The 23,717-nt window shown below is 72.4% G+C and carries 19 protein-coding genes and 1 pseudogene; 11 read left to right on the top strand and 9 right to left on the bottom strand.

All coding sequences use genetic code 11. The features are described from left to right. Positions 1–19: 19 nt before the first annotated feature. Together NP777_RS06640 and NP777_RS06635 are read right to left on the bottom strand one after the other, a co-directional pair. The gene (locus NP777_RS06640) at positions 20–1,105 is read right to left on the bottom strand and encodes an S-(hydroxymethyl)mycothiol dehydrogenase (protein ID WP_256649117.1); all 1,086 of its coding nucleotides are present in this window, start codon (positions 1,103–1,105) and stop codon (positions 20–22) included. Between the two features lie 323 nt (positions 1,106–1,428). Beyond that, positions 1,429–2,226: an IclR family transcriptional regulator gene (locus NP777_RS06635; protein WP_137976695.1), complete on the bottom strand. Its 798-nt coding sequence runs from the start codon at positions 2,224–2,226 to the stop codon at positions 1,429–1,431. Positions 2,227–2,377: 151 nt separating this feature from the next. On the opposite strand from NP777_RS06635, the gene NP777_RS06630 reads away from it, so the two are divergent. Next, positions 2,378–2,740 (top strand): bifunctional 3-phenylpropionate/cinnamic acid dioxygenase ferredoxin subunit, encoded by a 363-nt coding sequence (locus NP777_RS06630; protein WP_086880347.1) that lies wholly within the window; start codon positions 2,378–2,380, stop codon positions 2,738–2,740. Beyond that, the gene (locus NP777_RS06625; protein ID WP_256649116.1) at positions 2,737–3,939 is read left to right on the top strand and encodes an NAD(P)/FAD-dependent oxidoreductase; all 1,203 of its coding nucleotides are present in this window, start codon (positions 2,737–2,739) and stop codon (positions 3,937–3,939) included. Before NP777_RS06630 ends, NP777_RS06625 begins: the two co-directional genes overlap by 4 nt. Here NP777_RS06625 and NP777_RS06620 read toward each other — a convergent pair. Continuing rightward, a complete protein-coding gene (locus tag NP777_RS06620; RefSeq protein ID WP_256649115.1) occupies positions 3,887–4,306 on the bottom strand; it encodes a hypothetical protein in 420 nt (139 codons plus the stop codon). The genes NP777_RS06625 and NP777_RS06620 overlap by 53 nt on opposite strands. Positions 4,307–4,671: 365 nt before the next feature. On the opposite strand from NP777_RS06620, the gene NP777_RS06615 reads away from it, so the two are divergent. The 4 genes from NP777_RS06615 to NP777_RS06600 are packed head-to-tail and all read left to right on the top strand — an operon-like array spanning position 4,672 to position 8,763. Beyond that, positions 4,672–7,356 (top strand): sensor histidine kinase, encoded by a 2,685-nt coding sequence (locus NP777_RS06615; RefSeq protein ID WP_256649114.1) that lies wholly within the window; start codon positions 4,672–4,674, stop codon positions 7,354–7,356. Continuing rightward, the gene (locus tag NP777_RS06610) at positions 7,353–7,781 is read left to right on the top strand and encodes a roadblock/LC7 domain-containing protein (protein ID WP_137976693.1); all 429 of its coding nucleotides are present in this window, start codon (positions 7,353–7,355) and stop codon (positions 7,779–7,781) included. The genes NP777_RS06615 and NP777_RS06610 overlap by 4 nt, the downstream gene beginning before the upstream one ends. A 15-nt stretch (positions 7,782–7,796) precedes the next feature. Continuing rightward, on the top strand, positions 7,797–8,192 hold the full coding sequence (locus NP777_RS06605; protein ID WP_256649113.1) for a DUF742 domain-containing protein: 396 nt from the start codon (positions 7,797–7,799) through the stop codon (positions 8,190–8,192). After that, positions 8,173–8,763: a GTP-binding protein gene (locus NP777_RS06600; RefSeq protein ID WP_256649112.1), complete on the top strand. Its 591-nt coding sequence runs from the start codon at positions 8,173–8,175 to the stop codon at positions 8,761–8,763. Before NP777_RS06605 ends, NP777_RS06600 begins: the two co-directional genes overlap by 20 nt. A gap of 89 nt (positions 8,764–8,852) precedes the next feature. Here NP777_RS06600 and glpK read toward each other — a convergent pair whose 3' ends face one another. The 4 genes and pseudogenes from glpK to NP777_RS06580 form a co-directional block, all read right to left on the bottom strand. After that, on the bottom strand, positions 8,853–10,385 hold the full coding sequence (glpK, locus tag NP777_RS06595) for a glycerol kinase GlpK (protein WP_256649111.1): 1,533 nt from the start codon (positions 10,383–10,385) through the stop codon (positions 8,853–8,855). Between the two features lie 14 nt (positions 10,386–10,399). Beyond that, positions 10,400–11,164 carry an MIP/aquaporin family protein gene (locus NP777_RS06590; protein ID WP_256649110.1) on the bottom strand — a complete coding sequence of 255 codons (765 nt, stop codon included), beginning with the start codon at positions 11,162–11,164 and terminating at the stop codon, positions 10,400–10,402. A gap of 313 nt (positions 11,165–11,477) precedes the next feature. Then, complete coding sequence (locus NP777_RS06585) at positions 11,478–12,668, bottom strand: lipid-transfer protein (protein WP_256649109.1); 1,191 nt, start codon at positions 12,666–12,668, stop codon at positions 11,478–11,480. Positions 12,669–12,763: 95 nt separating this feature from the next. Continuing rightward, a pseudogene (locus NP777_RS06580) lies at positions 12,764–13,204 on the bottom strand (Zn-ribbon domain-containing OB-fold protein); the annotation flags it as partial. Between the two features lie 153 nt (positions 13,205–13,357). Here NP777_RS06580 and NP777_RS06575 point away from each other — a divergent pair. From NP777_RS06575 to NP777_RS06560, 4 genes are all read left to right on the top strand, one after another. Further along, the gene (locus NP777_RS06575) at positions 13,358–14,455 is read left to right on the top strand and encodes an ABC transporter ATP-binding protein (protein ID WP_256649108.1); all 1,098 of its coding nucleotides are present in this window, start codon (positions 13,358–13,360) and stop codon (positions 14,453–14,455) included. Between the two features lie 91 nt (positions 14,456–14,546). Continuing rightward, positions 14,547–15,728 (top strand): ABC transporter substrate-binding protein, encoded by a 1,182-nt coding sequence (locus NP777_RS06570; protein ID WP_256649107.1) that lies wholly within the window; start codon positions 14,547–14,549, stop codon positions 15,726–15,728. 1 nt (position 15,729) lies between these two features. Beyond that, positions 15,730–16,575 (top strand): ABC transporter permease, encoded by an 846-nt coding sequence (locus NP777_RS06565; RefSeq protein ID WP_256649106.1) that lies wholly within the window; start codon positions 15,730–15,732, stop codon positions 16,573–16,575. Positions 16,576–16,632: 57 nt separating this feature from the next. Then, a complete protein-coding gene (locus NP777_RS06560) occupies positions 16,633–17,445 on the top strand; it encodes an ABC transporter permease (protein WP_086880336.1) in 813 nt (270 codons plus the stop codon). 15 nt (positions 17,446–17,460) lie between these two features. Here NP777_RS06560 and NP777_RS06555 read toward each other — a convergent pair whose 3' ends face one another. Next, positions 17,461–18,261 (bottom strand): M15 family metallopeptidase, encoded by an 801-nt coding sequence (locus NP777_RS06555; protein WP_256649486.1) that lies wholly within the window; start codon positions 18,259–18,261, stop codon positions 17,461–17,463. 413 nt (positions 18,262–18,674) lie between these two features. Further along, positions 18,675–21,407, bottom strand: coding sequence for a TIM-barrel domain-containing protein (locus NP777_RS06550; RefSeq protein WP_256649105.1), 2,733 nt, complete (start codon positions 21,405–21,407; stop codon positions 18,675–18,677). A 208-nt stretch (positions 21,408–21,615) separates the two neighbouring features. On the opposite strand from NP777_RS06550, the gene NP777_RS06545 reads away from it, so the two are divergent. Continuing rightward, the gene (locus NP777_RS06545; protein ID WP_256649104.1) at positions 21,616–23,634 is read left to right on the top strand and encodes an acetoacetate--CoA ligase; all 2,019 of its coding nucleotides are present in this window, start codon (positions 21,616–21,618) and stop codon (positions 23,632–23,634) included. The last annotated feature ends 83 nt before the right edge of the window (positions 23,635–23,717 follow it).

Below are 23,717 nucleotides of genomic sequence, written 5' to 3'. Positions count from 1 at the left end.
GCTGGGAGGTGCCCCCCGCTCACAGGACCACCACCGACCGCAGCACCTCGCCGCGCTGCATCTTCGCGAACGCGGCCTCGACCTCGTCCAGCGTGATCGTCTCGCTGACGAACGCGTCCAGATCCAGCTTGCGGCTGAGGTGGAGGTCGACCAGGACCGGGAAGTCCCGGCTGGGCAGGCAGTCGCCGTACCAGGACGACTTGAGCGCGCCGCCCCGCGAGAACAGATCGATCAGCGGCAGATCGATGCGCATCTCCGGATCCGGCACCCCGACCTGCACCAGCACCCCGGCCAGATCGCGCATATAGAAGCCCTGGGTGTAGGTCTCGGGGCGGCCCACCGCGTCGATGACCACATTCGCGCCGAAGCCCCCGGTCAGCTCGCGCACCGCCTCGACCGGGTCCGTACCACGGGAGTTGACGGTGTCGGTGGCGCCGAAGCGGGTCGCCGCGTCCAGCTTGGCGTCGTCGATGTCCACGGCGATCACCCGGCGCGCCCCGGACAGCGAGGCCCCGGCGATCGCGGCGTTGCCGACGCCGCCGCAGCCGATGACCGCGACCGTGTCGCCGTTGGACACCCCGCCGGTGTGTACGGCGGCGCCGTACCCGGCCATCACCCCGCAGCCGATCAGGCCCGCCGCCTCGGGCGGTGCCGAGGGGTCGATCTTCACCGCCTGCCCGGCCGCGACCAGCGTCTTCTCGGCGAACGCGCCGATGCCCAGCGCCGGGCTGAGCGGGGTGCCGTCGGTCAGGGTCATCGGCTGGGCGGCATTGCGGCTGTCGAAGCAGTACCACGGGCGGCCCCGGCGGCAGGAGCGGCAGCCGCCGCACGGCGCCCGCCAGGCCAGGACCACATAGTCACCCGGGGCGAGCGCGGCGACGCCGGGGCCCACGGCCTCGACCATTCCGGCCGCCTCATGCCCGAGCAGATACGGGAATTCGTCACCGATCGCGCCGTCCCGGTAGTGCAGGTCGGTGTGGCACACCCCGCACGCCTGCACTCCCACCAGCACCTCACCGGGGCCGGGCTCGGGCACGAGAACGGGCACCACCTCCACCGGGGCGCCCTTTTTGACCGCGACGACGGCGCGGGCTTCTTGCGGCATGGCTCACTCCTCTGTTCTCCTGCGATCGCAGGGACCGGTGCACGGGAGCTGGCATGACTGCCTCGAAGGAGGGTGATACCGAGGCCGTTCAACGGCCGCCGGTTACCCCCCAGTTGCGTATAGCGCGGTGTGTTGCGCGATGAGAGACATCCTGAAAGTCGCCGCCCCGTGTGGTCAAGGGGTGCGCGTAATCCGTCTGTGAACCGGCGGTGACGGGGGAATTCGCGTAGCTCGCACGCTTCGCGGAACGCCTGGGCACGGACGCGACGAGGGGGCCGGAGTCATCCGGCCCCCTCGTCGGGTGGGTGGTGTGGTGGGTTGGCTCAGCCGGGGAAGCCCATCCGTCGGGACAGCTCCTCGGCGGTCTTCACGGCGTACTCGGCCAGATCGGGCAGTCGGCTCTGCGCCATCCGGTACGCCGGTCCCGAGACGCCGATCGCCCCGATGACCGCGCCGTCGTGGCCGCGCACCGGCGCCGCCACCGCGTTCAGCCCGATCTCCAGCTCCTCGCAGGAGTAGGCGAACCCGCGCTCGGCCGCCGTCTCCAGCTGCTGCCGCAGCTCGGCGGAGGTGGTGATGGTGTGCTCGGTGAACCGCGGCAGCTTCCGCGTCACCAGCCGCTCCCGGCGCTCGCCCGACAGATGCGCGAGCAGCACCTTGCCGCTCGCGGTCGCGTGCAGCGCGGTGCGCCGTCCCAGCCAGTTGAAGGCGGTCACCGCGGCGGCGCCGCGCGCCTGCATGATGTTGACCGCCGCGTCCGCGTCCAGGACGGCGATATTGGCCGTCTCGCCGGTCTCGTCGGCCAGCGCCCGGCACACCGGGGCGCCCTCCTGCGAGATGTCGAGGCGGATGGCGGCGGCGCCCGCGAGTCTGAGCACCCCGGCGCCGAGGTAGTACTTCCCCCGGTCCCGCTCCTGCCCGACGAGTCCGCGGTTCTCCAGTACGCCGAGCAGCCGGAAGGCGGTCGACTTGTGGACCCCCAGCTCGTCGGCGATCTCGGTCACTCCGGCCTCGCCGAGTCTGGCAAGGATCTCCAGGACGCTGACCGCCCTGTCCACCGACTGCACTGCCCCGGCGGCCCCCCGCTTCTCCTCGGCCCGATCCTCGGTCGTGTTCGTCATGGTTCTGATCTCACCATCCGGCGGCTCTGCGTGGGGCCCCTCGGGCCGGGGAACTCTTGACGGCTGCCTTCCCGATCTGGATTCTGTTGCGCATCGCGCTTTTCAGTGCACTATCCACAACGCATGATACCGATCAACGTGAGGGGGGCCAATGATTCCCGTCTGCCGTATCGAGGACCTGCCGGAGGGTGAGTCGGTGCGTATCGAGGCCGGCGACGCCACCGCGCCGATCGCGGTGTTCCACACCGACGGTGCGTTCTACGCCATCGACGACACCTGCAGCCACCAGGACGCCTCCCTCTCCGACGGGTGGCTGGAAGGCTGCTACGTGGAATGCCCGCTGCACGCCGCGCTGTTCGATCTGCGATCCGGCGAGCCGACCTGTCTGCCCGCCCGCAAGCCCGTACGGACCCACGCTGTCACGGTCGTGGACGGAATGCTGTATGTCCACCCCGCGACACAGATCGTTCCCGGTCAGCCCGTGCACGCGGCGCCGGAAGAAGCCGTGGCATGACGGCGGTCGGGACGGTCACCGTGGTCGGGGCCTCGCTCGCGGGTCTGCACGCGGCGCGGGGCCTGCGCTCCCAGGGGTACGAGGGGCGGCTGGTCGTCGTCGGCGAGGAGCGCCACCGCCCCTACGACCGCCCGCCGCTGTCCAAGGAGTTCCTGACCGGGGACGGCGACCCGGGCGAGGGTCCGGGGCCGCTGGCCCTCGCCGACCCCGAGGAGGAGGCCGAACTGGACGCCGAGTGGCTGCTCGGCGTCCGGGCCGAGGCGCTGGACACCGCGGCCGGGGAGATCCGTCTCACCGGCGGCCGCGCCCTGCGCACCGACGGCGTCGTCATCGCCACCGGCGCCACGCCCAGAACGCTGCCCCTCCCGCCGCTGGACGGGGTGCACACCCTGCGCACCCTCGACGACGCGCTCCGGCTCCGCGCCGAGCTGCGGGCGGGCGCCGCACGGGCGGTGGTGATCGGCGCGGGCTTCATCGGCGCCGAGGTGGCCTCCTCCTGCGCCGCCCTCGGGCTCGACGTCACCGTCGTGGAGGCCGCGCCGCTGCCGCTGGTGCCCCAACTGGGCGAGGAGATGGCCCGGGTGTGCGCCGGGCTGCACACGCGGGGCGGGGCCACTCTGCTGTGCGGCACCGGCGTGGCCGGTCTGCGCGGCACCGGCCGGGTCACCGGCGTCGAGCTCACCGACGGGCGGGTGCTGCCCGCCGATGTGGTGGTCGTCGGCGTCGGGGTGCGCCCCGTCACCGGATGGCTGGAAGGCTCCGGTCTGGCCCTGGACGACGGGGTGCGGTGCGACGAGGGCTGCGTCACCGCGCTGCCCAACGTGGTGGCCGTCGGGGACGTGGCCCGGCTGGACCGGCCGGGCGCCGCCGGCACCGTCCGGGCCGAGCACTGGACCAGCGGCATGCTCCAGGGCGAGGTGGCCGCCCGCAATCTGCTCGCCGGGTCCACCATCGAACCTTTCGACGCGCTTCCCTACTTCTGGTCCGACCAGTACGGCACGCGCATCCAGTACGCCGGGCGGCGCGAACCCGGGGACACGGTCCGGATCCTCGAGGGGGACCCTGCCGACGGCGGCGGCTTCCTCGCCGTCTACGAACGGGACGGGATTCCCACCGCCGCCCTCGGCATGGACCGGCCCCGGCCCTTCACGCGGCTGCGCCGCGAGCTGGCCCGCGCTCCGCAGCCGGCCGGGAGGTGACCGTCGGATCCGCCTCACGGGCCCGCTCCCGGCGGCGCATCTCGCGGGCCGTGCTGCTGGGCCGGGACACCACTCCGTAGCGCTGGCGCCAGACCTGCCGGGTCACCCACACGTCCAGCACCCCCCAGGTCGCCACCACCGTGCTCGCCACCGTGGCGAGCACGACGGGGAAGGCGGACCAGGAGCCCGCCAGGGTGCACAGCAGAGCGACCATCACCTCCACCAGAGTCACGGCGATGATGATGACCGACCGCACCGCCGCCGTACGGACGGGATCGGGCAGCCGACGCCTGCGCGCCGGCTCCTCGGTCCACAACGGCCGGACCCCGTGCGCCGGGATGTCGCGATCCTTGTCCACCGCGTCCATGACGCTCCCACCCCTTTCCATGCTCTGCCCCGGCGCGGCCGAGTCAGATAGCGGGACTTGGGTCGTATGCCCCCCTAGTGTGCCCCGTTGGATCACGAATGGCACCGACCACGGGTTCCCCTGGGGAGGGGAAAACAAGCCAAGCGCGACCGAATGGTCGCAAGTGGTGGCCGGGGAGGGGTGCCGAGCGGTGGGGGGTAAGTCGGGGAATTACCCGACAACTCCTGATCACGGACCGTAAGGGACTCCCTGCATCAAGCGGACACGCCTTCGATCTGTCCAACTGGCAGTAGTAGGCTCGCGCCCGCTCGATGTCGGAACTCGGAACCCCGCCCCTGGAATTCGGGGTTGACGTTAGGGAGGCCATGCGCTTTCGCGGTAAGTCCATCCGCAGGAAGATCGTGGCGCTGTTGCTGGTGCCGCTCGTGTCACTGACGGCGATCTGGGCCTTCGCCACGGTGATCACCGGTCGTGAGGCAAAGCAACTGCTGGACGCGTCCGACATCATCGACAAGGCGGGCCAGCCGGCCGAGGACGCGGTGCACGCCGTCCAGAAGGAGCGCCGGCAGACGCTCATCCTGCTGGCCGACCCGCGGCAGTCGGACGCCCTGCCCGTGCTCCACTCCCTGCAGCGGAAAACCGACCAGGCGATCGACAAGCTGCGGGCCGCCGAGTCGGACGGCAATGTGCACGGCAAGATGAACGACGACTCCGAGGAACAGCTCGACAACATCCTCAAGGCCGCGGACGGACTGGACAGCCTGCGCCGCAAGGCCGAGGACGACGGCATCTCCTCGACCCAGGCGTACGAGTATTACAACAAGCTCGTCGACCTCTGCTACACCTTCCGCAGCTCCCTCCACGCGGTGCCCGACACCGACCTCGACAAACAGGGCCGCGCGCTGGTCGCCATGATCCGCGCCCGGGAGGCGCTCTCCCGCGAGGACGCGCTGTACGTCTCGGCGCTGACGGCGCGCAAGATGACGCTGGCGGACCTCCAGGCGATGTCCGACCTCATCGCCGAGCGCACCCTGCTCTACGAGATCAACCTGCCGATCCTCCCCGACTCCGAGCAGAAGGTCTTCGCCGACTACCGGCGCACCAACGCCGCCCCCGCCGCCCTGCGGGTGGCCGAGGGCAAGATCCTCTCCTCGATGGACCCCGCCACCGCCATCAAGTCGCTGGACCAGGAGCACTGGGAGGCCGCGGCCCAGCCCGTCCTCAACGACTACGACCGGCTGGGCGATGAGGCCACCGACCGGCTCCAGAAGCGCATCGACCCGGTGGCCAGCAGCGTGATGCTCAAGGCGGGGGCCGCCGGCATCCTCGGCCTGGCCGCCCTCATCGTCTCCATCTTCGTCTCGTTCCGCATCGGCCGCAGCCTGGTCCGCGATCTGTCCCGGCTGCGCAGGGACGCCCAGGAGGTCGCCAGCGTCCGGCTGCCGAGCGTGATGCGCCGGCTCGGCGCGGGCGAGCAGATCGACGTGGAGACCGAGGCGCCCCGGCTGGACTACGGCCCCGATGAGATGGGCCAGGTCGGCCAGGCACTCAACACCCTCCAGCGGGCCGCCGTCGAGGCCGCGGTGAAACAGGCCGAACTTCGCCAGGGCGTCTCCGAGGTCTTCGTCAACCTCGCCCGCCGCAGCCAGGTGCTGCTGCACCGTCAGCTCACCCTCCTCGACACCATGGAGCGGCGCACCGAGGACACCGACGAGCTGTCCGACCTGTTCCGCCTTGACCACATGACCACCCGTATGCGGCGGCACGCCGAGGGTCTGGTCATCCTCTCCGGCGCGGCGCCCTCCCGGCAGTGGCGCAAGCCGATCCAGCTGATGGACGTCGTGCGCGCCGCCGTCGGCGAGGTGGAGGACTACGAGCGGATCGAGATCCGCCGGCTGCCCCGGATCGCGGTCGTCGGCCCGGCCGTCGGCGACCTCACCCATCTCGTCGCCGAACTCCTGGAGAACGCCACCGTCTTCTCGCCGCCGCACACGGCCGTCCAGGTGCACGGCGAGCGGGTCGCCAAGGGCTTCACGCTGGAGATCCACGACCGCGGTCTCGGCATGACGCCCGACGCGCTGCTGGAGGCCAACCTCCGGCTCGCCGAGACCCCCGAGTTCGAGCTGTCCGACACCGACCGGCTCGGGCTGTTCGTGGTCAGCCGGCTCGCCCAGCGGCAGGGGGTGCGGGTCTCGCTCCAGCCCTCCCCGTACGGCGGCACCACGGCCATCGTGCTCATCCCCTCCAAGCTGCTGACCGACGACGGCACCCGGGGGGACACCGACGACCGCGACACCGGCGGCCGTCACACCGAGACCGCGCGGCACGGCGTGGGCGACGTCCGGCTCGGGCCCGCCGATGCGGCCGAGCCGGCCTCCCAGCTCGCCTCCCTGACCGCGTCCCTGACGCACGAGGACGCCGACGAGGACGACGAGGCGGGCGGCATCTTCCGCGCCCGCGACCTGCAGGCGCGCCAGTCCGGGCGCACCGGACCCGTCCCGTCCACCGTGGAGCAGCATCAGCAGGCTCCGGACGGCCCGGTCCCCGAAACGGGCGGCGGCCCCGCGCCGCTGCCCCGCCGTGTCCCGCCGGTCCTGGTCGCCGACCACGGCCGACCGGTCGAGGGCACGTCCAACGGACGGCACGGCCGTGGCCAGGGCCCGGGACAGCCGTCCTGGGCCGAGCGCTCCGAAGGCCAGGGCCAGGACCAGGCCCAGGGCCGTGACCAGGGCCGTGACCAGGGCCCGCGGCGCACGGGGCCGGAGCGCCGGGGCCCGGAGCAGAGCCCGGTGCCCACCCAGCGGGCGGCCTCCGGCCTCCCCAAGCGGGTACGGCAGGCCAGCCTGGCCCCGCAGTTGAAGAACGACCCCGCACCCCCGACCGACGACCGAACCCCTGCCGAGATCGATCCCGAGCGCGAAGCCGAGCAGGCGAGGGCCACCATGGCTTCGCTCCAACGGGGTTGGCAGCGCGGTCGGCGGCAGTCGGCCACCGGATCCGGAGGCGCGGACGCAAGCCCGGGAACGACACATGAGGGGGACGGTCGATGACCGCATCGAACGCCGCAGCGCCCAACGGATCGCCCAACGCGTCGGGCGAGCTGAACTGGCTGCTGGACGAACTGGTCGGAAGAGTGGGCAGCATCCGCAAGGCGCTGGTGCTCTCCGGGGACGGACTCCCCACCGGCGGCTCACGCGATCTGTCCCGGGAGGACGGTGAACACCTGGCCGCCGTGGCCTCCGGCTTCCACAGCCTCGCCAAGGGCGTCGGCCGTCACTTCGACGTCGGCCGGGTCCGGCAGACCATCGTCGAGCTCGACGACGCCTTCCTGTTCGTCACCGCGGCCGGCGACGGCAGCTGTCTCGCCGTCCTGGCGGACGCCGACTCCGATGTGGGCCAGATAGCGTACGAGATGACGCTGCTGGTCAAGCGGGTGGGCGTGCATCTGGGCTCGGCCCCGCGCTCCACCGGGTGACGGAGGCCGGCGGAAATGAGCGGAGACCCGGAGCGCGCCGCCCGGTGGTTCGACGACGCGGCGGGACCGGTGGTCAGGCCCTACGCGATGACGCGGGGACGCACCCGCAGCGCCGCCGAGGAGAAGCTGGATCTGATCGCGGTGGTCGTCGCCGACAGCGCCGGCCACCGGACCGTCGCCGACCAGACGCTGTCCCCGGAGCACATCGACATCGTCGAGCTGAGCCGGGACAGCCCGCAATCCGTCGCCGAACTGGCGGCGGAGCTCGACCTTCCGATCGGCGTGATCCGTGTGCTCATCGGCGATCTGCTCCACGCCGCACTCGTCCGAGTGTCCCGGCCCGTACCTCCGGCGGAACTGCCGGACGAGAGGATTCTGCGCGAGGTGATCAATGGTCTACGGGCACTCTGACCCGGGCCGCCCTCATATCGTCGAACCGGTCACGCTGAAGATACTGGTGGCCGGCGGCTTCGGAGTGGGCAAGACGACCCTGGTGGGCGCGGTCAGCGAGATCAGACCGCTGCGCACCGAGGAGATCCTCACCGAGGCGGGCCGGCCGGTCGACGACATAGCGGGGGTGGAGTCCAAGACGACCACCACCGTCGCCATGGACTTCGGGCGCATCACGCTCCGCGAGGATCTGGTGCTCTACCTCTTCGGCACACCGGGCCAGGACCGCTTCTGGTTCCTGTGGGACGAGCTGGCCACCGGCGCGCTGGGCGCGGTGGTGCTGGCCGACACCCGCCGTCTCGAGGACTGCTTCGCCGCGATCGACTACTTCGAGCGGCGGAGCATCGCCTTCACCGTGGCCGTCAACTGCTTCGAGGGGGCCGACCGCTATCCGGAGGACTCGGTGCGCGACGCCCTGGACCTCGACCCGGGCACCCCGGTCGTCCTGTGCGACGCCCGGGAGCGCGAGTCGGCCAAGCATGTGCTGATCTCGGTGGTGGAGCACGCGATGCTGGCTTCCGCACGGGGCTGAACGGCACGGCCCGCACCCCGCCGTCCGGGGTACGGGCCGCCGTTCCCGCCGGCGGTACGAACCGCCGTTCGTGGGCGCGGGGTGACGGCTCAGGAGTCCTCGTCCCGCTGCCCCTCCCGGTGCCAGCCGAAGCTGCGCTCCACCGCCATGCGCCAGTTCCCGTACTCGCGCGTCCGCTCCTCCTCGGACATCCGCGGGGCCCACTCGGCGTCCCGCTTCCAGTGGGCCCGCAGCTCGTCCAGGTCCTGCCAGGCGCCGGTGGCGAGCCCGGCCGCGTACGCCGCGCCCAGACAGGTGGTCTCGGCGACCACCGGACGGATCACCGGAACGCCCAGCACATCGGCCTGGTGCTGCATCAGCAGGTCGTTCGCGGTCATCCCGCCGTCGACCTTGAGCGTGCTGATCCGCACCCCGGAGTCCTGGTACATCGCGTCGACCACCTCGCGCGTCTGCCAGCTGGTCGCCTCCAGGACGGCACGGGCCAGATGCGCCTTGGTGACATAGCGGGTGAGGCCGGTGATCACACCGCGGGCGTCCGAGCGCCAGTACGGGGCGAACAGCCCGGAGAAGGCCGGGACGATGTACGCCCCGCCGTTGTCGTCCACGCTCGCGGCGAGCGGTTCGATCTCGTCGGCGGAGCGGATGATGCCCAGTTGGTCGCGGAACCACTGCACCAGCGCGCCGGTGATCGCGATCGATCCCTCCAGGCAGTAGACGGGCCGCTCACCGCCGAGCCGGTAGCCCATCGTGGTCAGCAGCCCGCTCTTGGACGGCACCGGGCGCTCACCGGTGTTCAGCAGCAGGAAGCTGCCGGTGCCATAGGTGTTCTTGGCCTCGCCGACGCCGTAGCAGGTCTGACCGAAGACGGCGGCCTGCTGATCGCCGAGCGCGGAGGCCACCGGCACACCGGCCAGCTGTCCGACCGCCGTGCCGTACACCTCGGCGGAGGAGCGGATCTCCGGCAGCATCGCCTCCGGGAGGCCCATCGCGGAGAGGATCGAGGCGTCCCACTGGAGGGTCCGCAGATCCATCAGCAGGGTGCGTCCGGCGTTGGTCACATCGGTGACGTGCACCCCGCCGTCGGTGCCGCCGGTGAGGTTCCAGATCAGCCAGGAGTCGATGGTGCCGAAGGCGATCTCGCCCATCTCGGCGCGGCGGCGCAGCCCGGGTACGTGGTCCAGCAGCCAGGCCGCCTTGGGCCCGGAGAAGTAGCTGGCCAGCGGCAGTCCGGTGGTGTCCCGGAAGCGGTCCTGGCCCACCTCGCCGCCGAGTTCCTCGCACAGGCCGGAGGTGCGGGTGTCCTGCCAGACGATCGCGTTGTGCACCGGTTTGCCGGTGCGGCGGTCCCACAGGACCGTCGTCTCGCGCTGGTTGGTGATGCCCAGCGCGGTCAGCTCGTCGGCCCGCAGCCCCGCCTTGGCCAGCGCACCGGCCACCACGGCCTGCACCTTGGACCAGATCTCGGTGGCGTCGTGCTCCACCCAGCCGGGCTTGGGGAAGATCTGGCGGTGCTCGCGCTGGTCGACGGCGACGATCGCGCCGTTCCGGTCGAAGATGATGCAGCGGCTGGAGGTGGTGCCCTGGTCGATCGCGGCGACGTACGTGTCCGTCGGATGCGGCATGGCGTCTCCTTCGGTCAGAAGGCTGCGTTGAAGACGAGACCCGCCAGCACGGCCCCGATCAGCGGGCCCACCACCGGTATCCAGGCATAACCCCAGTCCGAGGTGCCCTTGTTGGGGATGGGCAGCAGGGCGTGGGCGAGGCGTGGCCCGAGGTCGCGCGCCGGGTTGATGGCGTAGCCGGTGGGCCCGCCCAGGGAGAGGCCGATGCCGACCACCAGGAAGGCGACGAGCAGGACGGAGATGCCCGAGCCGAGCACCGCGGTGCCGCCGCCCTCGGTGACCGGGCCGATCCCGATGCCGTCGACCTGGCCGAACGCGAGCAGCGGCAGCACCAGCGCGGCCGTCGCGATGATCTCGGTCACGAGGTTGGCCACCGGATTCCGGATCTCCGGGACGGTGGAGAAGACCCCGAGCGTGGGCAGGACGGTCTTCTCGTCGGCGTTGGCGGCGAACTGCGCGTAGTACAGCGCCCAGGTCAGCACCGCGCCGATCACGGCGCCCACCAGCTGGCCGAGGATGTAGAGCGGCACCTTGTCCCAGTCGCCGGTGTCCACGGCGACGCCGACGGTCACCGCCGGATTCAGATGGGCGCCGGACAGCGGGGCCGCGGTGTACGCGCCGGCCATGACGCCGAAGCCCCAGCCGAAGGCGATGACGATCCACCCGGCCGACTTGGCCTTGGAGTGGTTCAGGGTGACGGCGGCGCACACGCCCGCGCCGAAGAGAATCAGTATCGCGGTGCCGATGACCTCACCGGTGAAGATGTCCCCATTGCTCATGGCGGCTCCTAGGACCTCGCCCGGGGCGGGTGGCCCCGGTCCTCCGTGCTGGGTCGTTTCGAGCGTGCGGGTGCATCGGAATCGCCCATGGGGGGTGACCGTGGAGAGAGCCTGCGCGCGGCGACGCCGACTGACACCGCAGCAGTGTTCACCGGTGGTCAGGGAGCGTCAAGGTGGTGGACGGCAACGGTGTTCGTGACAACCGTAAGGGCGTTGCCCTGGTATCGCGGCACACTCGGGCACCACTTGGGCACCGGGCGGTCACCACACGGCCACCCGGCGGCCATCGGGGAGTTACTGCTCGGGCGCCCGCTCAGCGGACCGCGACGACCGACGAGCCGTGCCCGAACAGCCCCTGGTTGACGGTGATTCCGGCGCGTGCGCCCGGCACCTGCCGGTCGCCCGCCTGCCCGCGCAACTGCCAGGTCAGCTCACACACCTGGGCGATCGCCTGCGCCGGAACCGCCTCCCCGAAGGACGCCAGCCCCCCGCTCGGATTGACCGGAATCCGCCCGCCCGGCGCGGTGGCCCCCTCGCGGAGCAGCTTCGCGCCCTCCCCGGGCGCGCACAGCCCCAGGTCCTCGTACCACTCCAGCTCCAGGGCGGTGGACAGGTCGTACACCTCGGCAAGCGACAGATCCTCCGGCCCGAGACCCGCCTCCTCGTACGCCGCCCGCGCGATCGAGGGGCGGAACGGATCGGGGACCGGGGAGCCCGGCGGGGCGGAGTCGGTCGCGATCTCCGGCAGGTCCAGCGCGGTGCGCGGATGGGTGGGGGAGACCGACGAGACGGCGCGGATGCGGACCGGGCGCGCCATCCCGAGCCGCCGCGCCGTGTCCACGCTGCCGAGCACCAGCGCGGCCGCCCCGTCGGAGGTCGCGCAGATGTCCAGCAGCCGCAGCGGATCGGCGACGACCGGGGACGCGGCGACCTCCTCGGCGGTGACGGGGGAGCGGTAGCGGGCGTACGGATTGGCGGCGCCCGCGGCCGCGTTCTTCACCTTCACCCGCGCGAAGTCCTCGGCCGTGTCGCCGTAGAGCGCCATCCGGCGGCGCGCCCAGAGCGCGAAGTAGGCGGGGTTGGTGGCGCCCAGCACCCGGAAGCGCAGCCAGTCCGGATCGTCCGGCCGCTCACCGCCCGCCGGGGCGAAGAACCCCTTGGGCGCCGCGTCGGAGCCCACCACCAACACCGTGTCCGCCATCCCGGAGAGGATCTGGGCGCGGGCGGTGTCGATGGCCCGCGCGCCGGACGCGCAGGCCGCGTAGACGCTGGTGACACGGGCGCCCTGCCAGCCCAGCGCCTTGGCGAAGGTCGCGCCCGCGACCTGCCCGGGGTAGCCGCAGCGCACGGTGTTGGCGCCGACCACGGACTGGATCGCGGACCACTCGAGCCCGGCGTCCGCGAGCGCGGCCCGCGCCGCCTTCGTGCCGTACTCCACGAAGCCGCGGCCCCACTTCCCCCAGGGGTGCATCCCCGCGCCGAGCACCGCCACCTCACCGGTCATGACGCCTCCCCGGGGGCGGGCCGCTCGTCGGGCACCGGTCGCTCTTCGGGCACCGGTCGCTCTTCGAGAACCGGCCGCTCCCCGGGGACGGGCCGTTCCTCGGAAACGGGCCGCCAGTGCCAGGTGGTGAGGGTGCGCCCGTCCTCCTCGGCCAGCACCCCCGGCACCACCTCGACCTCCATGCCCACGGCCAGATCGGCCACGGTCACCCCGGGGGCGCCCTGCCCCAGCACCACCATCCGCTCGGCGGCCAGCTCCACGGCGATGAGTGTGTAGGGCCGCCACTCGCCCTCGGGGCCGGACGGGTAGGGGGCGGGTGGCCGGTAGCGGCCGTCGGTGAAGGACCACACCCGCCCGCGGCGGGACAGCGGCACCTCCACCGGCTCGGTGCCCGCGCAGCCGGGGACACGGCAGAAGGCGTCCTCCCGGGGGAAGTACACCGCCCCGCAGTCCCGGCAGCACGTCCCCAGCAGCCGGAACTCCCCGCCCTCGTCGCTGAACCACCCGTCGACCACGGGCACACGCGTGGGGGACACGGCCCCTCCCGATACCTCGTAACTGACGATGTGTCAGAAGTGTGGCACGGGGACCGCGGCGCGCGTAACCCCGGTACAGTGACCGCGATCACAGGCCGCGATCACGGGCCGCGATCACGGGCCTGATCAGCCGAAGGGCGAGGGGAGCGGTCGGTGGCGGAGACGGAGACCAGGGCCCGGACCGGGACCACGACGACGCGCACGGCCGTCCGGCTCGAGGCCGTCACCAAGGACTTCGGGACGGTGCGCGCGGTGGACGCCGTCGATCTCACCGTCCGCGAGGGCGAGTTCTTCTCGCTGCTCGGCCCGTCCGGCTCGGGGAAGACCACCCTGCTGCGGCTGGTCGCGGGTTTCGAACAGCCCACCGCGGGGCGTATCGAACTCGCCGGGGACGACGTCACCGCGACGCCCCCCAACCGCCGCGACGCGCACACCGTCTTCCAGGACTACGCGCTCTTCCCGCATATGAGCGTCGAGCAGAACGTGGCCTACGCGCTGACCGTGCGCGGCGTCCGCAAGGCCGAGCGGCTCGCCCGCGCCCGCGAGGCGCTGACCACCGTACGGCTGGACGGCTTCGCCGACCGCCGCCCCGCCGAGCTCTCCGGCGGCCAGCGCCAGCGCGTCGCCCTCGCCCGCGCCCTCGTCGACCGGCCCGCCGTGCTGCTGCTCGACGAACCGCTCGGCGCGCTCGACCTGGCGCTGCGGCAGGAGATGCAGACCGAGCTCAAGGAGTTGCAGCGGACCACCGGCATCACCTTCCTCCTGGTCACCCACGACCAGGACGAGGCGCTGACCATGAGCGACCGCATCGCCGTGGTGCGCGACGGCCGCGTCGAGCAGACCGGCCCGCCGGTCGAGGTGTACGAACGCCCCGCCACCGCCTTCGTCGCGGGCTTCGTCGGCACCACCAACCTGCTGCGCGGCGAGGCCGCGGTGCGTGTCGTGGGCCGCCCCGGCACGTTCTCCATCCGGCCGGAGCGGATCCTGCTCACGGACCCCGCGGAACCGCCCGCGGAACCGCCCGCGGAGCCGCCCGCGGAGCCGCTCCCTGGCGGCCGACGGGCCGTCACGGGGCGCATCACCGACATCGTGCACGCCGGGGCGCACACCCGCTTCACCATCGCGCTTCCGCACGGCGACCGGCTCACCGTGCTCCGCCAGAACCTCGACGGACTCCCTCAATCCGCCCGTCTGGACGGCGAGATCGGGCTGTCCTGGGACGAGAAGGACGCCTTCCCGGTGCCGAGTTGACCTTGTCATTGCCGACGGCACCCTGGCGAGGGCCCACCGACCGCCCGATACTGGCCGGGCCTCAAGTGCCTAGTGGGACGAGGAGGACCGGATGCGGAAACGGAAGACATCTGCGTGGAGGTCCGCGGCCGCCGTCTGCGCGCTGCTGCTTGCCGCGGCCGGGTGCGGCTCGGGCGGCGGCGACGACAAGGGCGGCCACGCACCCGACAAGCTCGGTAAGGGCGAGGGCAAGGTCAACATCATCGCCTGGGCCGGCTACGCCGAGGACGGCTCCAACGACCCCAAGGTGGACTGGGTTCACCCGTTCGAGAAGAAGACCGGCTGCCAGGTGAACACCAAGACGGCCGGCACCTCCGACGAGATGGTCTCGCTGATGAAGACCGGGCAGTACGACACGGTCTCCGCCTCCGGCGACGCCACCCTGCGCCTCATCGCCTCCGGCGACGCGGCCCCCGTCAACACCAAGCTGGTCCCCAACTACAAGGACATCTTCCCGGCCCTCAAAAATCAGCCGTTCAACTCCAAGGACGGCCGGATGTACGGCATTCCGCACGGCCGGGGCGCCAACCTCCTCATGTACCGCACCGACAAGGTGAAGCCCGCGCCCGACTCCTGGCGCGCCGTCTTCGACGACTCCGCGCGGTACGGAGGGCACGTCACCGCCTACGACTCGCCCATCTACATCGCCGACGCCGCGCTCTACCTGATGCGCGCCAAGCCCTCGCTCGGCATCAAGAACCCCTACGCGCTCGACCAGAAGCAGCTCGACGCGGCCGTCTCCCTGCTGGAGAAGCAGCACAAGGCGGTGGGGGAGTACTGGAGCGACTACCAGAAGGAGATCACCGCCTTCAAGGGCGGCGACAGCGTCATCGGCACCACCTGGCAGGTCATCGCCAACCTCACCAAGGCCGAGAAGGCCCCGGTCAAGGCGGTGCTCCCCAAGGAGGGCGCCACCGGCTGGTCCGACACCTGGATGGTGTCCAGCAAGGCCGAGCACCCCAACTGCGCCTACAAGTGGCTCGACTGGATCGTTTCGCCCAAGGCCAACGCCCAGGTCGCGGAGTACTTCGGCGAGGCGCCGTCCAACCGTAAGGCGTGCGCCGAGACCTCCGACCCGAACCACTGCGCGATCTTCCACGCGGACGACGAGAAGTACTTCCAGCGCGTCCACTTCTGGACCACGCCCATCAAGGAGTGCCTCGACGGCCGTAAGGACGCCACCTGCACCGACTACGCCCAGTGGACCCGGGCCTGGACGGAGGTCAAGGGCTGAGATGCCCGCCGCGCCCACCTCTGGCTCGCGGCTGCGCCTCACCGCGCTCCTCGCCCCGCCCCTGCTCTGGCTGACCCTGGCCTATCTGGGCTCGCTCGCGATCCTGCTGCTGTCGGCCTTCTGGGCCACCGACTCCTTCACCTCCGATGTCGTCCACACCTGGAACACCGACAACTTCCACGAACTGCTGACCACCCCCGTCTACCGCACCATCGCCCTGCGCACCCTGTCCATCGCGGTCGCCGTCACGGTCATCGACGCGCTCCTCGCCCTGCCCATGGCGTTCTGCATGGCGCGGGTCGCGGGGCGGCGGTGGCGGCGGCCGCTGCTGGTCGCCGTGCTCACCCCGCTGTGGGCCGGCTATCTGGTCAAGGCGTACGCCTGGCGGGTCATGCTGGGCGAGGACGGCGTGGTGGGCGCCGCCCTCGGCCCGTTCGGGCTGCACGGGCCCGGCTACGGCACCACCGCCGTCGTCATCGTCCTCGCCTACCTCTGGCTGCCGTACATGATCCTGCCGGTGTACGCGGCCCTGGAACGGCTCCCCGAGCGGTTGCTGGAGGCCTCGGCCGACCTCGGCGCCGGCGCCTGGCGGACCCTGCGCTCCGTCGTCCTGCCCGCCGTACGCCCCGCTGTGCTCGCCGGGTCCGTCTTCACCTTCTCGCTCAGCCTGGGTGACTACCTCACCGTGCAGATCGTCGGCGGCAAGACCCAACTGCTGGGCAATGTCATCGCCTCACAGGTCACCCTGGACCTGCCGATGGCCGCCGCGCTCTCCGCCGTACCGGTGGTCCTCATCGTCTGCTACCTGGCCGCCGTACGCCGTGCGGGCGCCCTCGACTCGCTCTAGCCGCTCCCGTCGCCCCAGCCGCTCCCGTCGCCCCAGTCGCCCCCAGGAGGTGGGCCCATGCGCCTCTCGCGCACCGCCCGAGTGGTCCTCGGCTGTGTCACCGCGGCCGGCCTCGCGATCGTCTACGTCCCGCTGCTGCTGGTGCTGCTCAACTCCTTCAACGCCGACCGCTCCTTCGGCTGGCCGCCCAGCGGACTCACCGGCCGCTGGTGGCGGGCCGCCCTGCACAGCGACGGCGCCCGCGAAGCCCTGCTCACCTCGCTCAAGGCCGGACTCGCCGCCACCGCGATCGCCCTGGTGCTCGGCACGCTGGCCGCGTACGCCGTCCACCGGTACCGCTTCTTCGGCCGGCGGACCGTGTCCTTCCTGCTCGTCCTGCCGATCGCGCTGCCCGGCATCGTGAGCGGCATCGCCCTCAACGCCGCGTTCCGCACCGTCCTCGACCCGATCGGCATCGGCTTCGGCCTGTTCACGGTGGTCGTCGGGCACGCCACGTTCTGCGTCGTCATCGTCTTCAACAACATCGGCGCCCGGCTGCGCCGTATCGCGCCCTCCCTGGCCGAGGCGTCCGCCGACCTCGGGGCCCGCTCCTGGCAGACCTTCCGGTACGTCACCTTCCCCGCCATGCGCTCGGCGCTCTTCGCGGGCGGGCTGCTGGCCTTCGCGCTCTCCTTCGACGAGATCGTCGTCACGACCTTCACCGCCGGGCCCGGCACCCGCACCCTGCCCATCTGGATCTACGAGAACCTGGCCCGCCCGCACCAGGCCCCCGTCGTCAACGTCGTGGCCGCGCTGCTCATCCTGGTGTCCGTGGTGCCCGTGTACATCGCCCAGCGGCTGTCCTCGGACACGGCGGGGGGACGGCTGTGAGGCGCGCTCAGCAGGTCAGCCGCTCAGCGAGCGGCGCGAGACGGGAAAGTCGAAGTAGGTGTCCGGGAACAGCTCCGGCTTGAAGGTGTAGTGCCACCACTCCTCGGCCAGATTGACGAACCCGAGCTTCTCCAACGTGCCCTTGAGCAGCAGCCGGTTGGCCCGCTGCACACCCTTGATCCGCGGATCGAGCGTATGCGAGCGCGTGTCGAAGCAGTCGTACCCGGTGCCCATGTCCACCGAGTTGTCCGGGAAGCGGTCCTTCTTGGCCGCGTAACACGGCACCAGCTTCTCGCCCGGCACATACGGACGCGTGGGCGGCGCGGGCAGCCGCGCGATCGTCAGATCCACGGTGCTGCCCCGGCTGTGCCCCGACTTCTCGGCGATATAGCCGTCCTCGAACAGCCGCGTCTTGTCGACCTCCGGATAGAACTCGCCCTTCATCCGTTGATCGCCCAGATCCTTGGCCCATTCGACGAAGTCGTTCACCGCGCGCTGCGGCCGATAGCAGTCGTACACCTTCAAGGTGTAGCCGCGCCGCAGCAGTTGACGCTGCGCCCGACGCAGCGCCTCGGCGGCCGGGCGGGTCAGGAGGCACATCGGCCGGCGGTAGCCGTCCACCGGATCGCCGGTGAAGTTGTGCGGCGTGAAGTAGCGGATCTCCTGCCGGATCGTCGGATCGACGTCCCGGAGAGCCACGAACTCCTTTGGAGCCTTGGGCTCCGCCTTCGCCTGCGCCGGGGTGTACGGCGCGACGGCCAGCAGAGCGGCAACGGGCAGAGCGAGCGCACGCAGCGCGACGGCGAGTCTTGGCATGCCCATCACTTATCCCACCCCGAGAAGCGAAAACAAGCCCGCGGCCGCGGGGTATCCCCGGCGCCGTAGCCGCGGGGTCTCCACGCGGCGGCCGGCTTTCGGCGAGTCGGCTTTCTGCGAGTCGGTTTCCTGCGAGTCGGTTTCCTGCGAGGGGCTGCCTCGGCTTGCCGTATCGCGACCGGTCCTGGCGTCCCGGCACCCCGGCCGTCCGGGCGCGGCTCGCCGCTCGCCGCCGCGAACTGCTTCCGCCGACGGCCCCTCGCCGAGCCGTCAGGGCTCCCGCTGCCGACCATCGCACGGTGGTCCAGGGCGGACAGCTTTGGCCGGGGCCGTTTCCGCCGGGGCGCGCTTCGGCCCTCGTCCGCAGCCCGGCGTGCCACTCGGGGGCGCAGCGGGCAGGCCGCGCGTTGCGGTCAGCTCGTTCGGAGGCCGCGGCGGTCCTCGGGGGGCGGGGCCACACCGCGTATCCGTATCGGGTAGCCCACCTCACCGCCGCCCTCGCGCTCGATCGTCACCTCGCCGTCCCGCAGCCGGGTGGTGAAGCGCAGCAATTCCGGCTTCTCCCAGCCGTCGCCCGTGTCCACGGCCAGCGAGCCCGCGCCCGCGCCCTTGCGGCCCTGGCACGGGGTCCACACCTCCAGCTCCACCCCGCCGCCGGGTGCCGCCACCGGTATCACCGAACCGGCCCGGGCCAGCACCGGGACGCCCGACAGGGGAGCGTCCAGCACCACCTGGCCGGGGCCGTGGTACGCCCGGCCGGTCACCGTGTCGTACCAGCGGCCGCGCGGCAGCCGGACCGGGCGACGGCGGGCGCCCTCCTCCAGCACCGGCGCCACCAGCAGCGCGTCCCCCAGCAGAAAGGCGTCCTCGCAGTCGCGCAGCGCCCGGTCCTTGGGCGTCCGCCACCACACGGGCCGCACATAGGGGGCGCCGGTGCGCGCGGCGAGCTGCGCCAGCGTGGTGAAGTACGGCAGCAGCCGCTGCCGTTCGCGCAGCGCCGCCGCCGCGTGCTCCAGCACCTCAGAGCCGAACTCCCACGGCTCCCGCCGCCCCGCCGAGATCGCCGAATGGGTGCGGAACAGCGGCAGATACGCGCCCAGCTGGAACCACCGCAGATACAGCTCGGGGGAGGGGTGGCCGGTGAAGCCACCGATGTCGGGCCCCGAATACGGCACCCCGGACAGGCCCAGCCCGATCACCAGCGACAGCGAGGCCCGCAGCCCCGCCCAGCCCGTGGCCACATCGCCGGACCAGCTGCCCCCGTACCGCTGGAGCCCCGCCCACCCCGAGCGCGAGAAGAGAAACGGCCGCTCGCCGGGGCGCAGCTCGCACAGCCCCTCGTAACCCGCCCGCGCCATCGCCAGCCCGTAGACGTTGTGCGCCTCGCGGTGGTCGCCGCCCCGGCCCTCCAGGGCGTGCCGGGCCGAGCGCGGCAGCGTGGTCTCCCCGAAGGCGGCGAACGACACCGGCTCGTTCATGTCGTGCCACACCCCGGAGAAGCCCTGCGCCAGCCGCTCCGCGTACAGCCCGCCCCACCATTTGCGCACCCGGGGATCGGTGAAGTCGGGGAACACCGACTCGCCCGCCCACACCACCCCGCGCACCTCACGCCCCCGGGCGTCGCGTACGAAGACGTCGTCCGCCGCCCCGCTCTCGTACACCGCGTTGCCCGGCTCCGCCTTCACCGCCGGGTCGACGATCGACACCAGCCGCACCCCGTCCCCGAGCAGCTCGGCGGCGAGCCCCGGCAGATTGGGGAAGCGCGTGCCGTCCACCGTGAACACCCGGTGGCCGATGAAGTGGTCGATGTCCAGATGCAGCGCGGACAGCGGCAGATCCCGCTCCCGGTAGCCCGCCACCACCCGCCGGACCTCCGCCGCGTCGCGGAACCCCCAGCGCGCGTGGTGATGGCCGAGCGCCCACCGCGGCGGCACCGCCGGGGCGCCGGTCAGCGCCGTCCAGCCGTGCAGCACCCGCGCCGGGGTGGTGCCCACGATCACCCAGTAGCGCAGCGGGCCGCCCTCCATCCGCGTCCGGCAGCGGCCGGGCCGGTCGTGGCCGGAGCCCGCGCCCTCCTCGCCCTCCCGCAGGGTGACCGTGCCGTCCCAGGAGTTGTCGTGGAACACCAGATGGGTGCCCGCGTCGGCCACCACCAGCTGTACCGGCATGGTCAGGTACAGCGGATCGTCGCCCGGCTCGAAGCTGCCGCCGGGATCGGTGTTCCACAGCCGGTACGCCCCGTCCCGCAGCCGGGGCCCGGAGGCCCGTCCGCCGAGCCCGAAGAAGCGCGCGTCCGCGGCCACTTCGGACAGCTGGAGCCAGCGGGCCCCCTCCCCGACCAGCCCCGCCCCGAGCCCCGGCTCCGCGGGCCCGGGGACCGCACCCGGCTCCGAGGGCCCCGCCACCGCCCCGGCCCCGGGCTTCGAGGGCCCCGCCCCCGCCCCTGCCTCCGGCTCCGCGAGCCTTGGCGCCGCACCCGGCTCGGCGAGCCCCGCGCCCAGCCCCGGTTCCCGGGACCCCGTGCCCAGCCCCGGTTCCCGGGACCCCGTGCCCAGCCCCGGCTCCGCGAGCCCCACAGCCGGCCCCGGCTCCGCGGACCCCGCCCTGTGCCCTGACCGCGTCCCGAGCCCTGACCCCACCCCGGCCGCCACCGGCCCCCGCGCCCCGGCCGGCTCCCACCACCGCGGCGGCAGATCCCGCCGCAGCACCACCCCGCCCGGAGTGCGCACCTCCACCGTCCCGGTCCGCCCCACCATCACCGTGACCCGTTCGGACACCACCCGCCAGCCGCCGCCGGTGTCCGGCTCCAGCACCGCCCGCTCGTCCGCCTCCGGGCAGGGCCCGTCCAGCGCGTACGACGGCTCCGGCTCGGCCCCGTCCCAGCCGCAGAACACCGCGCCGCCCGTGGTCACCCGCACCCGCAGCGAGGACCGCGCGAACCGCACCACCCCGCCCCCCGGCTCCGGATCGGCCCCCTGCACCGCACCCGGCACCCGGGCCAGCTCAGTGCCCCGGCGGGGCAGCGCGGCCGCGTCGGAACGCCGACGCCGCCACGCCGCGCGCAGTGACCGCAGCCCCCGCGCCGTGCAGAGCACCCTCACCGACCGCACCAGCTTCTCCGACCGCACCAGGTCACGCGCATCCATACTGATCAGCCTGCCATTGCCGACGCTCGGCAGAGACTTGGTTCAACTGCCGTTCACCTGTGGTCCCCGCACATGATCCCGGCCTGTGATGTGGAGTGGCCCCCCTGGTGCCGGAGTCGATCACATGGCATCGTCCTGACCGGACGCATACGAGGCGGATGTGCCCCCGTGGACACATCCGGCGCGGACAGCCCGGGAGCCGACACCCATGACCACCGCAGCCCACTCCGACCACCGGCCGCACCCCCTGTGGCAGCCCGGCGCGGACCGGATCGCCCGGTCCCGGCTGACCGCCTTCCACGCCTGGGCGGCCGAGCGGCACGGCGCGCCGGCGCCCGCCCCGGACGACCCGACCGCGAGCTACGCCGCGCTGCACCGCTGGTCGGTGGCGGAACTGGAGACCTTCTGGCGGGCGGTCGCCGAATGGTTCGAGGTGCGCTTCGCCACTCCGTACGAGCGGGTGCTCGCGGACGCCACCATGCCCGGTGCCCGCTGGTTCCCCGGCGCCACCCTCAACTACGCCGAGCACGCGCTGCGCGCCGCCGAGGACCCCGCCCGCGCCGACGGCCCCGCGCTGCTCCACGTCGACGAGGTCCAGGACCCGCGCCCGGTCAGCTGGGCCGAGCTGCGCGGCCAGGTCGGCGCGGTCGCCGCCGAGCTGCGCCGGCTCGGTGTCCGCCCGGGTGACCGGGTCAGCGGCTATGTCCCCAACATCCCCCAGGCCACGGTGGCCCTCCTGGCCGCCGCCGCGGTCGGCGCCGTATGGACCTCCTGCGCCCCCGACTTCGGCGCCCGCAGCGTCCTGGACCGCTTCCAGCAGGTCGAACCGGTGGTGCTCTTCACCGTCGACGGCTACCGCTACGGCGGAAAGACCCACGACCGCACCGCCACCGTGACCGAGCTGCGCGCCGAGCTGCCCAGCCTGCGCGCCGTCGTCCACATCCCGGTGCTGGGCACCCCCGCCCCCGAGTCCACACTGGTGTGGGACGACATCGTCCGCGAACCGGTGGAGCCGGTCTTCGAACAGCTCCCCTTCGACCACCCCCTGTGGGTGCTCTACTCCTCCGGCACCACCGGCCTGCCCAAGGCGATCGTCCAGTCCCAGGGCGGCATCCTGCTCGAACACCTCAAGCAGCTCGGCCTCCACTGCGACCTCGGCCCCGAAGACCGCTTCTTCTGGTACACCTCCACCGGCTGGATGATGTGGAACTTCCTGGTGTCCGGCCTGCTGGTCGGCGCCACCGTCGTCCTCTACGACGGCAGCCCCGGCTACCCGGACACCGCCGCCCAGTGGCGCGTCGCCGAGCGCACCGGCACCACGCTCTACGGCACCTCCGCCGCGTACGTCATGGCCTGCCGCAAGGCCGAGGTCCACCCGGGCCGCGACTTCGACCTCTCCGCCGTGAAATGCGTCGCCACCACCGGCTCGCCCCTGCCGCCCGACGGCTTCCGGTGGATCCACGACGAGGTGGCCGAGGACATGTGGATCGCCTCCGTCAGCGGCGGCACCGACGTGTGCAGCTGCTTCGCGGGAGCAGTGCCCACCCTCCCCGTCTACATCGGCGAACTCCAGGCCCCCGGCCTCGGCACCGACCTCCAGGCGTGGGACCCGCAGGGCGAACCGGTCGTCGACGAGGTCGGCGAACTGATCGTGGCCCGCCCCATGCCGTCGATGCCGGTCCGCTTCTGGAACGACCCCGACGGGGCCCGCTACCGCGACAGCTACTTCGAGATGTTCCCCGGCGCCTGGCGCCACGGCGACTGGATCACCCTGACCTCCCGCGGCACCGTGATCATCCACGGCCGCTCCGATTCCACCCTCAACCGCCAGGGCGTCCGAATGGGCTCCGCCGACATCTACGAGGCGGTGGAACGCCTCCCCGAGATCCGCGAATCCCTCGTCATCGGCGTCGAACAACCCGACGGCGGCTACTGGATGCCCCTCTTCGTCCACCTGGCCCCCGGGGCCACCCTCAACGAAGAACTCCTGACCCGCATCAAAACCACCATCCGCACCCAGCTCTCCCCCCGCCACGTCCCCGACGAGGTCATCGAGGTCCCCGGCGTCCCCCACACCCTCACCGGCAAACGCATCGAGGTCCCGGTCAAGCGCCTCCTCCAGGGCACGTCTTTGGACAAGGCGGTGAACCCGGGCTCGGTGGACGACGTGGAACTGCTGCGGTACTACGAGCGCTTGGCTCGGGAGAGGGGCGGGCCGGGGGCTTGAGTTCGAGCCCCTCCGGGGCTTGTATCCAGCCCCTCCGGCGTTTGAGGAGCGGAGTCTAGGGGCGGAGCCCCGGCGGTGGTCCG

The sequence above is a fragment of the Streptomyces rugosispiralis genome, from assembly GCF_024505145.1.
In the GTDB taxonomy this organism is placed as follows: Bacteria; Actinomycetota; Actinomycetes; order Streptomycetales; family Streptomycetaceae; genus Streptomyces; species Streptomyces rugosispiralis.
Note: the sequence above shows the minus strand (reverse complement) of the source record. Positions and strands in the feature narration are given on the sequence as shown.